Source organism: Methanococcoides sp. NM1 (assembly GCF_900774285.1).
Taxonomy (GTDB): domain Archaea; phylum Halobacteriota; class Methanosarcinia; order Methanosarcinales; family Methanosarcinaceae; genus Methanococcoides; species Methanococcoides vulcani.
The window spans coordinates 1-13,942 of sequence record NZ_CAAGTW010000010.1 but is presented as its reverse complement, the minus strand read 5'-3'; the positions used below and the strand labels follow the sequence as shown (position 1 = coordinate 13,942).

11 protein-coding genes are annotated in these 13,942 nt (G+C 36.6%); 4 read left to right on the top strand and 7 right to left on the bottom strand.

Annotated elements, in window-relative coordinates; all coding sequences use genetic code 11:
• Nucleotides 1–21: 21 nt before the first annotated feature.
• Nucleotides 22–678 (bottom strand): PIG-L deacetylase family protein, encoded by a 657-nt coding sequence (locus E7X56_RS10160; RefSeq protein ID WP_167879520.1) that lies wholly within the window; start codon nucleotides 676–678, stop codon nucleotides 22–24.
• A 13-nt stretch (nucleotides 679–691) separates the two neighbouring features.
• On the bottom strand, nucleotides 692–1,369 hold the full coding sequence (locus tag E7X56_RS10155; protein WP_135606648.1) for a WbqC family protein: 678 nt from the start codon (nucleotides 1,367–1,369) through the stop codon (nucleotides 692–694).
• A gap of 439 nt (nucleotides 1,370–1,808) precedes the next feature.
• On the opposite strand from E7X56_RS10155, the gene E7X56_RS10150 reads away from it, so the two are divergent.
• A complete protein-coding gene (locus E7X56_RS10150; protein WP_135606647.1) occupies nucleotides 1,809–2,492 on the top strand; it encodes a WbqC family protein in 684 nt (227 codons plus the stop codon).
• A 107-nt stretch (nucleotides 2,493–2,599) separates the two neighbouring features.
• On the opposite strand, the gene E7X56_RS10145 is transcribed toward E7X56_RS10150, so the two are convergent.
• The 5 genes from E7X56_RS10145 to E7X56_RS10125 form a co-directional block, all read right to left on the bottom strand.
• The gene (locus tag E7X56_RS10145; RefSeq protein WP_135606646.1) at nucleotides 2,600–3,667 is read right to left on the bottom strand and encodes a glycosyltransferase; all 1,068 of its coding nucleotides are present in this window, start codon (nucleotides 3,665–3,667) and stop codon (nucleotides 2,600–2,602) included.
• Between the two features lie 32 nt (nucleotides 3,668–3,699).
• On the bottom strand, nucleotides 3,700–5,148 hold the full coding sequence (locus E7X56_RS10140; protein WP_167879518.1) for a radical SAM protein: 1,449 nt from the start codon (nucleotides 5,146–5,148) through the stop codon (nucleotides 3,700–3,702).
• A gap of 21 nt (nucleotides 5,149–5,169) precedes the next feature.
• Nucleotides 5,170–6,231 (bottom strand): acyltransferase, encoded by a 1,062-nt coding sequence (locus tag E7X56_RS10135; RefSeq protein WP_135606644.1) that lies wholly within the window; start codon nucleotides 6,229–6,231, stop codon nucleotides 5,170–5,172.
• Between the two features lie 22 nt (nucleotides 6,232–6,253).
• On the bottom strand, nucleotides 6,254–7,255 hold the full coding sequence (locus E7X56_RS10130) for a nitroreductase family protein (protein WP_167879517.1): 1,002 nt from the start codon (nucleotides 7,253–7,255) through the stop codon (nucleotides 6,254–6,256).
• A gap of 271 nt (nucleotides 7,256–7,526) precedes the next feature.
• A complete protein-coding gene (locus tag E7X56_RS10125) occupies nucleotides 7,527–8,375 on the bottom strand; it encodes a glycosyltransferase family 2 protein (protein WP_256360062.1) in 849 nt (282 codons plus the stop codon).
• Between the two features lie 345 nt (nucleotides 8,376–8,720).
• Here E7X56_RS10125 and E7X56_RS10120 point away from each other — a divergent pair, with 345 nt between their 5' ends.
• The 3 genes from E7X56_RS10120 to E7X56_RS10110 form a co-directional block, all read left to right on the top strand.
• On the top strand, nucleotides 8,721–10,397 hold the full coding sequence (locus tag E7X56_RS10120; RefSeq protein WP_167879516.1) for a hypothetical protein: 1,677 nt from the start codon (nucleotides 8,721–8,723) through the stop codon (nucleotides 10,395–10,397).
• Nucleotides 10,398–11,057: 660 nt separating this feature from the next.
• Nucleotides 11,058–13,028: a right-handed parallel beta-helix repeat-containing protein gene (locus E7X56_RS10115; RefSeq protein WP_167879515.1), complete on the top strand. Its 1,971-nt coding sequence runs from the start codon at nucleotides 11,058–11,060 to the stop codon at nucleotides 13,026–13,028.
• A 543-nt stretch (nucleotides 13,029–13,571) separates the two neighbouring features.
• Nucleotides 13,572–13,942: chondroitinase-B domain-containing protein (locus E7X56_RS10110; RefSeq protein ID WP_210409269.1), on the top strand; the 371-nt coding region annotated here is incomplete at its 3' end.

Here is a 13,942-nt window from a genome sequence, read left to right as displayed (position 1 = left end):
CCAATTTTGTTACGTGCCTTATCATTCAAAATCTCCCATCAATCTTAATACTTCAAAACATTCGGCATAGCTGCACTGAACTTCATAGCCTCTATGTATCGCTTTTGCTTTCAGGGCATTTATGAATATATCTTCACCATATTTCTTCACCTGGCTTTCATGTTGTCTGATCGCCTTGATCTTCTTATCAAAAGTAGAGGTTATGTTCACATAATACTGATTTCGGAATCCTACATATGAGCGTCCTGCAGGATATTCTGGTTCGTACATCAGTATATTGCTTACATATCTTGCTGCAGATATAACGGATTGGGTTGTACGCATGTGATCCTGATGTGAATCATAGGACCAGTGTGTATATATTGTGTCTATGTCATAATCGTCTATGATCCTGTTTATTGCTTCTACGGATTCAGATGAATATGGTACATCCTTGTTCTTGAAACCAAGATTGATCAGTTTTGCTCCCAGGATATCTGCACCGCGTTTTCCTTCAGAGATTGCTTCATCTCTGGACCTTAATATACTTCCATCGTAAGAACTATAGGATGACTCTGCCATTACAAGGAGGATAACGTTATCTCCCTCTTCGACATGCTTTGCAACCGTACCGCCACAATTGATCTCCACATCGTCTGCATGAGCACCAACTGCAAGAATATTTCTGGCATGTTTCATTCTTTCACATCCATCACTTTTGATCAAACACATTCCCAACATTAAATAAAGCATCAATCGCAGAAAGATTTGGTACAAAATCTTCATAATTCTGATTATAAACGGGGTGTTCGAAATCCTGGAATTGGAGATCTATCCCATGTTTATCGAATAATGTCGTATCGAGGTAGGATCTTCCCATAGATCCGGATATGTATGTGTCTCCTCCCAACGTTTCAACTATGTCGATTATCTTTTGTGTTGAACTTGAATCAAATCCCATTTCACTTGACAGAACAATATCAGTTTTTAAGTCGAATCCTTCTTTGATGAGATCAATGAATGCTACATTAAGATCCACTAATTTTTCATAATGGTTCGAATAGATATCTTTTAACTTATCTTCATATTGTATAAAATATGGGCTATGATCATAAATTTTTTCAATAATTGCAAAATGTTCATCATACCAATATACTCCTTTTGTGTCAGGATTATTTTTGATGAGTATTTCATTTATTGGTATGCGCTTTTTTACGATTGGGACTGTTAACCATTTCCAACCAGAGTATATTCTTATCCTGTTTCTATGCTGAAAATCGGCTTTATTGAACTGTGCATCATCGTATATTACAAATACATCTGCTTTTTTCATTTTATCAAAGAATCCCAGATAGGGTAGATAGTTCGGTTGATGTATTGTTACGATCATGTTTGTGATCCGTATTGGGGATTAAAGTCTACTATATGGGTAGTGCTGGAATTAAATAGATTTAATGTACCCCCACTATCTATTTTAAGTCCGTTGTCAATTTATTTTCGATTTATATACCGAAAGAATGCTACTATATGTTTACATATGGATATTACTTATATTATAAGTTTCGTTTATCTCTCGATTTGTATTAACTATCCCATTTTGATATTAGCATCAAGAAAGGACTTTTATGACATATATTAGGGATACTATTTTGTTTCCGACTCATTTTTAAGCCTGGTTCTGAAAAATATAATTATATCACATTCATAATATTCATTAATTATGTATGTTTAAAGGGTTATGCTTCCTACCAAAAAGCTAAATATAGGTCTTCGTAATTACAATATAAAAAGATAAACATTCAGTGGACTATTTATTTGGGAGTTTATATATGATCGTTTCTGCTCATCAACCAAATTTTTTGCCATATCTGGGTTTTTTTGACAAAATGATTAAATCGGATGTTTTCATTATTTTTGATGATGCACAGTTCACTGATACTGAGTATTTCCATCGTAACAGGATCAGGATCCCCACAGGATGGAAATGGCTTACAGTTCCTACATTTAAAGAAAGGTGTCCCATAAACTCGGTTCGAATAAACAATGAGGCTAGCACCAAAGCAAGATATTGCTGGAACGAAATGCATTTCCGGGAGATTCATAATAATTATAAGAAGACTCCATATTATGATGTATATGCGGATGAACTGAAGGCAATTTATCAAAAAAAATATGATCGATTAGTTGATCTGAATATGCGAATTATTGAATTTCTGATAGATGCATTTGAGATTGAAGTCGAAGTAAGGTTCACCAGTGAACTCCAGCTGCAATCCAGTTCAACGGAAAAGATATTGGATGCGGTACATGCAGTTGGGGGAGATACCTACCTGTCTGGTATAGGTGGCCATAATTATCTTGACGAATCACTTTTCAAAGATATTGAACTTAGATTTCAATATTACAAGCACCCTGTATATGAGCAGCGTTTTTCGGATTTCATCCCTAATATGTCTGCTATCGATGCACTTTTCAATATGGGAAAGGTCCCCTGTTGCAAACCTCTGAAGTAAAGTTGTAGTACTTATGCTAATATTTCTTCAGAGTTTTGATATTGTGCCGATTTATCAATGTTTGTGATATTTATAAATTAAATCTGCCCGATGTGCCTATTTCTCATTTACTTGATTATATTCACATCTGTAGGATAATCACTCACATTTTTTGTCTTCATTAAGAATCCTTTCGCAAAATATGGCCAGCGTATTAGCATGCCTAGAAAATGGTTTACTGCATAAGCAGGACTCTTTTCGTATACAATGTATAGGAATAATACCATCATACCTGCTAACCATGAATAGAAAATAATGTTTATTCCCTCCAGAAGGACTAACAGGCTTGCAACACCATATATCATCAGAGTTGAAAATAACGCAATGTATTTATTGTCATTCCAATGCATTACCAGAACCTTTCGCTTTGATAATGATATCCTGAATATCTGGCCACAGGGAACTGCAAAATGTTGCTTTCTTCGAATCATTTTAAAGAAAGTTTCGCTAAGAAAACCCATATGATGGGACATTTCATAGGGGATACGGACCATTTTATAACCACTTGCCAGTATTCGATAACCAAGCTCTCCTTCTTCTATCGCTTTGAGGTATGGATTAAATGAACCGACCTCTTTTAGAACATCATTTCTTAATAAAATATGTCCTTCAAAAGCGTCTATTTCTCCAAATTTTACATTTTTAGCAGCCAATGCCCACCTTTTTGCAATGACATTATCATATTCTTCTTGTGTAATAATGCCTGTAACACCTGCAATTTCCGGATGTTCTTCCAGGTATGGTATAGAGTGATCGAACCACTCTTTATATGTTTTTGTGTCACAATCCAGAAATTGTATGTATTTTCCTTTCGCATATAAAGCACCAATGTAACGACCTGCTGCTGCTGAAAGAAACCAGGTTGGCTTTAGTTGTAGTATGTTTATCGGATATTTTTTTGCAATTTCGATGGTATTGTCAGTTGATGCAGAATCCACAAATATTATCTCATAATTATATCCTTTAATAGCATCTAATGTTGACTCAATGCAGCCCGCAACGCTTCTTTCTTCGTTTCGGCCAATTATAACTACAGATATTTTCTCATTGGAATGCATGATCTTATTTTGATCACATATTGTGGAATCTGGTGTTTTACTCACGTTCGTTTCTTCCATTACTAATAATTTAGGCATTATTCACAGGTGATCTAAAAAATGATATTTTTTTATCTCTTAATAAATCGATAGTATAATTTTTGTGGAAGTCTCTTAAGGTAGTGCTTCCGAAAAGAACTATCATTCAGAAGTTGATGTGTGCGGAACTTGCTCCTTATTTTCTTTCTTGCTTTTATAAGATCATCAACATCCAGATCCTCTGTGCGCATTATTGCATTGTAACTTGTATATTCTGGCCAATTGTATGTTTTGATCCAGTTCTTCTCTGAAGCCAGCTTAAATAATTTTGTTCCCGGATAAGGGGTAGCTATATTCAGGTTAACCAGATTAGGCTCAAGATCATAAAGTAAAGCTATTGTGTTATCCAATGTTTCTTTATTTTCTCCCGGAAGTCCAAGAATAACATGTGCCATGGTATAAATTCCAAGATCTTTTGTCATCTTGAAAGCATCTTTTATCTTCTTGATATCAACACCCGGTTTCCCGACTTCTATAAGCATTTCTGGCGTACCGGTCTCAACACCATAATGTATACGGAAACAGCCTGCATCTTTCATTTTAGATAGCAATTCATGATCGACCTGGTCAACTCTGGTTTCAATGAGCCATTTTACATCGAGCTTCCTCTTTATGATCTCATCACAAAGTTTGATCACTCGTTCTTTATTAAGTGTGAAAACCTGGTCTCTGAGATCGAATCCATTAATGTCAAAGTTTGCTTTAAGGAATTCCATCTCAGCAAGGATCTTATCGATCGATTTATGGTTCACCTTCTTTCCGTATGTGAAGGGATATGGGCAATACATACATCCAAATGGGCAGCCTGTTCCTGTAACCAATGGGATACACCTTATATTATTTCCTTCAATGTCGAAGAAATCACCAATATAAGCGTGTACTGGAAGCATATTGTAGATATCAAAAGATAGGTCATCCAGTTCTTCATCAGGTGGATCAATTGAACTGTGAGTGACTTTCCCATCTTCCAGGTATACTGCACCACCGATATGTTCAAAGGTCTCAATGATGTTTTTGCTTTCTTCAAATTTATGAATGATATTAAGAATAAGATTATAATGTAGGTATCTACCTTTGACAGCCAAGTCCACACTGTCTCCCAGAACTTCCTCGGGAAGCATGTTGGACATTGCTCCAAGCGATATGACCAAAATATCCGGAACTGCCTTCTTTATACTTTGTACTATGGCCAGATCATCATATAAAGTTGGTAATGATATCCATGTGATCAGGATATCAGGTTTGTATCTTTCAACAGAATCCACTACCTGATGGCTTTCATACTTCATTCCTTGTGCATCAAGTATCTCAAAAAGACACCCTGCCCTTTTCGCAGCCGAAGCACCATACATCAAATAGGTAGGAAGTATTGTCTCGCTTGTTAATGTTCCGACAGTTCCGTATCCACCAGCGTATTCTCTATATACATTTTTGCCGGGTGGATTTGGCAGATTGATCAGCATATACTTTAAGTTCTTCATACTTCCTCCTTTTATTTGCATTCATCTCGGGGAACCAATTAAGATATGTCCCATTGGCAATTTATTGATGAGCTTTATAAAAAGTATGGACAATGCCACTCCCATAAAGAATATGATGTACTCATATAAAAAATATGAACTTGTGAGTGTCGATCCTGGAAGGGCTCTTAACAATAATTCTATAATGAGCATATGGCTAAGGTATATACCAAAAGAATCTCTACCCATTTCATTCAATAATCTGGCAGGCCAACCGCTTAAATATTTTTTATCGATCTCGTTCACAATTTTGAATAATGCAACGATACACAGGCTTGCGTAGAGCAATACCTGTGGGCGTAACCAGAATATATTTGTCTGTTCCATGAACAGACCATCGGCATAATATGAATAAAGCAGGTATGATAGAGCAACAAATAATAGTGCGCCCAGATGCTTCATGGATATGTTCGAAAGTAAATGCCTATGTTGGTCAAGTTTTGATCCTATCACCGACCCCATTATAAAGTAAAAAATCCAGACAATAAACACTTTTCTTATTATTCTTTCATCTATGAAATCCAGTTGATAATAATATAATGAAATAACAACCAGATTGAAAAGAAAAGTTATTATTAACAGTTCATGATGGTGTTTTCTTGTCTTTTGAACAAGGTCCAATATCAATGGAAATAGCAGATAGAATTGCATGATCAGTATAATGTAATAAAGGTGGAAAAATGCACTACCAACGATGATCTTTTTTACAGCCATAAGCAAACTGATACTATCCTGATCCAGGATAATTCTATATGCCATGTAGATGCACGACCAAAGAACATAAGGAATAAAGATCACGTTCAATCTTTTTTTTATAAACTCGATATAATGAAGCTCTTTATTGCTGTAATTATATGTCAGGACCAATCCTGAAATAAATAAAAAAACCGGTATGGAATATGTCGATACCTGTTCAAGATTTATATTCAATAAAGCTATCAGTTCATTATTGCTATCTCTCTCATTCAGGCTGTGTATTGCAATAATTCCAATGATGGCAAGCCCTCTCAAATAATTCATTTCATAAAGGTATTCTTTATTCATACTGATCAATTAATGATTTCTTTCACTCGTCCTGTAAATATCCGATAGACACTATTGCATGTGGGTAATCTTCATCTGTGATCCCCGTTACAGTTTTGATATCGGTTTTTCCCGGATTGGATATGTCGGTAGTATACCAGCAACCCATGTCAATAGCGGATCCCTGCAGCAGTATGTTGCCTGCGACAAAACCAGTCTCAAGGCGTGCATACCATTTGTCGACATCATCTTCATCCAGACACAGTACGATGTAACAAGGTGCATCAGGCAAGGCAATTGTAGATTTTAGTTCATCTCTTATATCACTGGTCTGTATCTGCTCAAGGCGATGGTCTCTTGTACTCATGTCACCGGATGTGTCCCGGTTGTGATACCTGTAAACTCCATCCTGATTAACAACATAGATATTTTCTGTCAGGAAATACTCTGCTTTCCAGGATGGTGTCGTCAATCCTGCGCGTCTGTTGTATGTTGTGTGTGGTGTACAACCATATCCGGCCCAAAGTATCTGGGAAAGATCGGTTTGTGAAATCTTCTTTTGGGAAAAATCATCTGTATATTGGAGGTCTGTCATGATATCAGAAAGAGGACGTTCTCCAGATGTTGTCGGGTCTGGAAGTGAACCGTCCGATGAAATGGCGACCAATTCAGTTGTCAACCCCCTAACGTCACGTATGCCGAAATAGAGGCTCTCCTGTATGGGACAGCTTGCAAGTTGGGACCCGGTGCTATCCCACAATGAAATTGATGTAAGTGTTGCGAACATATATGCGACACCAGCATCAAAGTCACTTTCACGATCAAAGGTAAGTACAAATGCAGCAGGCTCACTATTTTTATTTGTGTCTGGAATAAGTGCTTGTGTTTCCGGGTCATAGAGGTATTTTCCTTCCGGCAAGGTTACATAGATATCACGATATGTTCCTGTAACGGGCGCCTGACCGGTTGCCCACAATACATCTTTGATCCAACTTTCCGGAGCATCTCCACTCCATCCTTCATGATAGGATACCCTGCTATTCAAGCAGGTTTCTATAGAGATATCGGTGGCTGTGGGCTGATGTGTGACGTTACTATTGTCAGATGAATCTAAGGATAGGTCTAAGTTTTCATCATCAATTTCTGTTTTATCATCAAGACATCCCAAGGTCAAAATGATCGAAATAAAAATTAGTATGCTAATCTTGCTTTTATCTAGCTTGATGTACATGTTCCCCCATCCCATTATCTTATCGCTGATTATTTGTTGAAAGTATTACCTGTTATTTGATAAGCAACAATGAGCTATTATCGTTTTAGAGCCTTCTTCGAATGCATTCTTTCCATTTGTTATGGAAATAGTTCTTCACCTCTGGGTCGTCGACACGTTCGGCATTATGTAAAACGCAATTAATGTATCCAATAAGGTATGGTATGAAAATATAATGTGGGCGCCGGATCAGATATTTAGCTGCATTTCCCATTACATGCATGGGGTTTTGATTGATGTAATAAGAAGTTATACCCTTGGTAATATAGCCTTTCCAGTATCCATCAGCACTACTTACATCCCTCATCTCAACTGCAAGGTTCTCTTCAAAGCGTCTTGTTCTCCACCCACGCAATCTCGCTTTAGCTTTTAAGACAGCATCTGCAGCATAGGTTACTGGAATACCGTTACAAGCCTCAAAGCATTCCTTCCGTATTAGCATGTGTCCGCCAGAAGGTTCGTCAGCGTGGGTCTTTATGTGAAGTCTCTTGTCCCCAATGTGGTACTCAGTTCCACCGCTTGCGATTCCAAGATCTTCATCCATCTCAAATTGCAATATTAAATTTTCAAAAAAAGTTTTCTCAAGAACGAGATCCCCGTCAACATTTCCTAGATACTCATACTCTATTGCATTCTCTTCACAATATTTAATTGCAAAATTAAATCCATAGTTGATGACTCTGGAAAGATGTAATCCTATATCTCTGTCAGTTGTTTCATTCAACCTGAGATTTTGTATCCATTTATTTTTTTCAGAATACAGGTCGATTATTTTTGGTGTATAATCAGTACTTGAATCATCGATTATGACCCATACAACAGGTTGTATGTTCTGGCCTATAATAGATTCTATAAGGGCTGGAAGACGTTCTCCTTCGTTCTTACAGGGTGTTATAAGGATGTATTCCCTCTTTATTTTGATCCCTCTATTTTTGGTATAATTTATTTATATATTCGATGTATTAATTATCTTTCAAGTTATCCCGTAATTCTATGCTTCAAACAAAAGTTGTGGATCTCAACAGTATCTGAAGTCTTTTAAATTAGTTTCAATATGAAGCTTGATATCATTATATTGTGAACATATGTTCCACACAGATCCCCATATTATTATTCCCCGGAGTTCTTTATTAAGTTATGGTTGGATAAGTTCCTATTTTTACGATGCTATTCTCCAAAGGGAACTTATTTATGTCCAGCTAACATTTTCAACGTTAAGGAACATTTATATCCTCATAGATTGCCACTTGCTGTTGCATATGCTTCAATGGGGCAACAAATATTGAAGTTGTGGGGTATGACATATATGTACTTTTCAAATAGGACAAAACTAAAGTTATTTTCACTTCTTATAATACTCAATCTCATACTTCGTTATCAGTTGATCAATCATGAAAGTGGTCTTGATTCTTTTGAGATGCATCTTCTGGCAAATTCATTATCCGAGTTCGGTGAGGCAAGATGGTGGGTACATCCCTTGTCCATACTTGGGATGTATCCTAATTCCTATGCAAGTTCTATATCCTTTTTTACATCTGGTCTCTCTCAATCTGCAGGGGTTGACATTGAGCTGTCTATTTTTATATACAGTTTGATCGTTGGTATACTGAGTATTTTTGCAAGTTTCATTGTAGCAGGAAAGTTTTATGATGATGACTACTTTAAATTTGCAACAGCTTTCGTGTTTTCTATTTCTTTGGGAGTTATAGAGTACAGTAAATGGACAGCTCAGGGCAGGAGTATTTTCTTACTTTTATTCCCGATATTTTTGTATCTTCTGTTGCAGTCCAGGAACTTTAACTGGAAATATATCTTTATGTCACTAATAATAGCAGTATTCCTGATCACAAGTCATCATTTGTGGTATTACCTTATACCAATTGTTTTTTCTTTCCTGTTTATAACATCAGTTTTTTGGCTGAACAATCGCTATTATCTATTTGATCGATTTAGTAAAAAAAGCAAGGTATTAAGTCTTTTTACTCGCTCGGACATATTGTTCCCATTATTGATTCTTTTTGCATTTTCTATGATGGTAGCATTCCCATTCCTTACACATATGTTCATGACCGCTGGTTCCAGATGGGTAAATCTTGCAAATGTTTTCAATGAGTATCCTCGATATATTGGATTTCCTATTTTCCTTTCTATTGGGGGATATTTTTACCTTGTCTTCAAGAAGGTTAAGGGCTATGAAGAATGGATCTTATTGACAATAATGTTCTGCATGAGCATATTCATTTTCCAGACTATGTATGCAAAATGGTTTGTCATTATTTTTGCATCTCTTCTTGCTGGTATTGGATTTATGAACCTAAGAAGTCTGATGTATAATGGCAAAAAAATTGGTGTCGTAGCAATTGTATTTTTCCTTGTTACCTCAGTTGCACTTGTCGGATATATCAATTTTTTGAATATAGAAGAATATGAGTATAGGACTATTAACGATAATACTCATGTTACTGGAAAGTGGACTGGGGATTATGTAGATGGGATAAGTATTGGCAATGCACGTTGGGAAACATGGAAAATTGCAGCTACATCAGGTACTATATTTTTGACAGGTAGCAGTTCATCGGATCAGGCCTATGGCTTAGTAGATTCTCGAGATTTTACACTTGATAAAAGACCTATCACTTCCGAGAAATATTGGCTGGACTCTCCTTATGTGAGGGTCGAAGGTTCGGTTTCAGATGGGTACTGGCAAGCAATACTTGAACAATATTATACTAGTGCAGGTTATCGATATATTGATACTTTTAATATCAGTTATCTGGTTGAATATGTTCCACTTGATGGACAGTGGAATTCCCATCATAGTAAGGGTACTGATCGTTCAGACTTTGTCCACGATGTCTATGATTCTAACATCTGTGTATTTGATAGTGGCATGTGGAGGATATGGAACCTTGAGTGATGCTTAAATAGTTTGTTTGATAAATTCAAGGTGAAAGGGTTGTAATATTGGCTATATTATACAAATAGTTCGATTCATTTAGCAGTATAGATTATATATTTTATTTTTTTCAATCATAAGTATTATATTCTGCGCATTCTGTCTGAATACCTATGACAAAACGAGAAAAAAGAATTTATTGTCAAGTCTTCTCTGTTTTATTTTAATTTTGTGTATACTACCTGCAGTTGCATCAGCAACAGATTATTACGTGTCTCCAAATGGGAATGATGCCAATGATGGATTATCTGTTTCTAATTCTTGGGCAATGTGAAAAATATCAGCAAAATCGAAAAGAAACACTTATATATGGTCGTGCCACTTTTGGTCATGTTGATTTATATAAAAATATTATATAATTACATTCGATAAATAGTTTGCATAAAGGTGTAGCACATGTTTTATGATTCTCAATATAAGAAATCGGATACTGTTATCCCACTTGTAGGGTGTAAAGATTGCTCAAAAGATATATTTGATTTTTCAATTTGCGTAAAATATATGCGTAGATTACGATAACTTCTCCCTATTTTAAAAGGTATTGATATGAATCTTTCTACATTCTTTCACAAACGTGTTGCTATTAGTTGCAACAAAGTTATATCTTGTTCCCTTTTACTTTTGCTTTTCACAGCAGGTATAGGTCTTGCATCAGCTACAGATTATTACGTATCTCCAAATGGCAATAATGCCAATAATGGATTATCTGTTTCTAATGCCTGGGCAACCCCTTCCTATGCTGCAAAGCAGATTTTACCAGGAGATACGATATACCTGATGGATGGTACATGGTACAATGAACACATTGTTCCTGCACGTAGCGGAACAGCAGCCAGTCCCATCACTATTAAAGCCTATAATGGGATGCCGAAGCTGGATGGGAACGATTATTCTTCAACCGGTGGTATCGCCATCAATCTGAGGGGCTATGATTACTGGAATGTAGATGGCCTAAGCTTTGAGGACTATGCAACCGGTGTTTACATGAGAAATACTAATGGCTGCAATGTTGACAATTCCAAATTCTATCGCCTATACACATCCTCAGTCGCATTTGTCGATACACAGAATTCCGGAATGGACAACAATGACATCTCCTATATCCGATGGAATTCCATACAGGTACAGGGTACCGGTGCTGAGACAACAGAGAACATCCATATCACAAATAATGAGATTAGCCATGGACTGGACCATGGGATGACCGATCTGATGGGTGATTTCAAGTACATATATATTGAGAATAATGTTTATCACGATTCTGTCTGGTCTGCCATATACTCCCACCAGACTGCTGTGGATGGCTTCCATGATTCCGGATATGTTTATGCCCGTGACAATACGTTTTACAATGTCGCCTTTGGCATAAACTTTGATGATCCGGTCGATAACTCCGTCATCGACGGCAACCTTATCTATGATATCTATAACCCGGGTGCTTCAAATCGTCATATAAAAGTTTCTGATTCAACTTCAAATGTTGTTATCTCCAATAATCAGTTGCAGGGGGATGCATATGATTACATGTTGCAGGCAAATATAAAAGATTCCTTGATAAGCAATAATGTTGTTACAGCAACTGGCTCTGATACTGAATACAGGTTCCTGAACGACAACAATGTCTTACAGGATGCCATGATGAACGGTAAAACAACCTTCCGTGCAAAAACTGATGGCAAACTTGATATTGAATATACTGATGGTAGAGTTTTTACTGCTGAGGATGCTGCAGTAAGATACTACCCTGACAAAAGTGTGTCTACATATTCGTCAGGTAGGAAAACGATACAATTATATGACATGACCTTGACCCCTTCATCAGGTTATCTGGAAAACGTTAAGATCAATGAATATGATGCTTCAAATGATGTTTATGATTTTTCAATAGGTTCATCCATCACAACAAATCCGGCCTGGATAAATATTGATGTAAGTGAAACAAACACTGTCTATGATGTATACCTTGATGGTGAGCTTTATGCACAAAAAACATCAGGGTCAGATGGCATTCTGCGCTGGCAGTATACCGGAGGGTGGCAGAACGACCACAAGTTCACTTTTGTTCCCGGGGGACAGGAGTCACCATCTGAACCAGTTTCAAACTTCGAAATTTATGGCTACATAACATCTACTGAAAGTTCACCTTTATCCGGTGTGTTGGTGTCAAGTGATGCAAGCGGTGATACAGCTATTACAGGTTCCAGTGGATCCTATGTTTTAACGGTTCCTGCAAATACTGTTGTAAAGGTGACTGCACAGAAAGATGAATATTATTCCAATTCGAGAACTGTAAACGTTGCTGAGTCGGATGTTTCAGGTGTGAACATAGTCCTTGCTCAACGAGAGTTTATCGTTACATCTCCTAATCCAGATGAAGACCCCATTCCATCAGGACCTGAGGATACTACGCTCGAAGAAATTATATATCAACGTTGTGATGTCAACTCTGATGGAGTAATTAACTTTGCTGACTACAATGTAGTTCAAAGATATTTTGATATAAATGCTGGACCATCTTCGGATTCCGATATTAATATGGATGGTGTTATCAATATCCTTGATCTGGTATTGGTGATCTCTAATCAGGATTAATAATTCATAAATTTATGAACGATAATGCACTTTCTGAAGATATCTTTTGATATCTTTAGATATCATTTTTATTTTTGATATAATTTTGTTTTTTGTGGTTTGGCTTGATTCTAATTTTCGATTCTTGTTATAGATGTGTACGTTTTGTTCTTACGATCTATTCAGTTTTTGAGTGTTATTGAAGCTTTGTTAATTGGGCTGATGTGGTTATTCTCCATTTTTTATATTGGAAATATTAGTTATTATCATGTAAACACGGACATTTTCTAATTTATATTTGCAAATATATAATATGTATGCATATTTTTGATTTTGAGTACACACTGTTGATATACATGTCCAAAGACTCGGTTTATTACATGAAAATATTCAGGTGGTTTTCTTCTGCCTGTATACGAGTAGTAAAAAAGCTCAAAGGGTCAAACGATGTGTGCAAAAAAATTGGGAACATTTAATGGTAAAAGAACATCGATCAATTTGAGATCAGATACTCAGAGAATAGTTTCAAAAATAGTTCTGACTACGATTCTAATTATATTTTCGGTGAGTATTGCGTCAGCTACAGATTATTACGTATCTCCAAACGGGAATAATGCCAATAATGGATTATCTGTTTCTAATTCCTGGGCAACTCCTTCCTATGCTGCAAAGCAGGTTTTACCAGGAGATACGATATACCTGATGGATGGTACATGGTACAATGAACACATTGTTCCTGCACGTAGCGGTACGGTAACAAGTCCCATCACTATTAAAGCCTATAATGGGATGCCGAAGCTGGATGGGAACGATTATTCTTCAACCGGTGGTATCGCCATTAATCTAAGGGGCTATGATCACTGGAATGTAGATGGCCTAAGCTTTGAGGACTATGCAACCGGTGTTTACATGAGAAATACTAATGGTTGCAATGT

Excerpts from the sequence above, each read along its gene's own strand:
- E7X56_RS10160 (WP_167879520.1), bottom strand. The coding sequence starts at position 678 with ATGAAACATGCCAGAAATATTCTTGCAGTTGGTGCTCATGCAGACGAT.
- E7X56_RS10155 (WP_135606648.1), bottom strand. The coding sequence starts at position 1,369 with ATGATCGTAACAATACATCAACCGAACTATCTACCCTATCTGGGATTC.
- E7X56_RS10150 (WP_135606647.1), top strand. The coding sequence starts at position 1,809 with ATGATCGTTTCTGCTCATCAACCAAATTTTTTGCCATATCTGGGTTTT.
- E7X56_RS10145 (WP_135606646.1), bottom strand. The coding sequence starts at position 3,667 with ATGCCTAAATTATTAGTAATGGAAGAAACGAACGTGAGTAAAACACCA.
- E7X56_RS10140 (WP_167879518.1), bottom strand. The coding sequence starts at position 5,148 with ATGAAGAACTTAAAGTATATGCTGATCAATCTGCCAAATCCACCCGGC.
- E7X56_RS10135 (WP_135606644.1), bottom strand. The coding sequence starts at position 6,231 with ATGAATAAAGAATACCTTTATGAAATGAATTATTTGAGAGGGCTTGCC.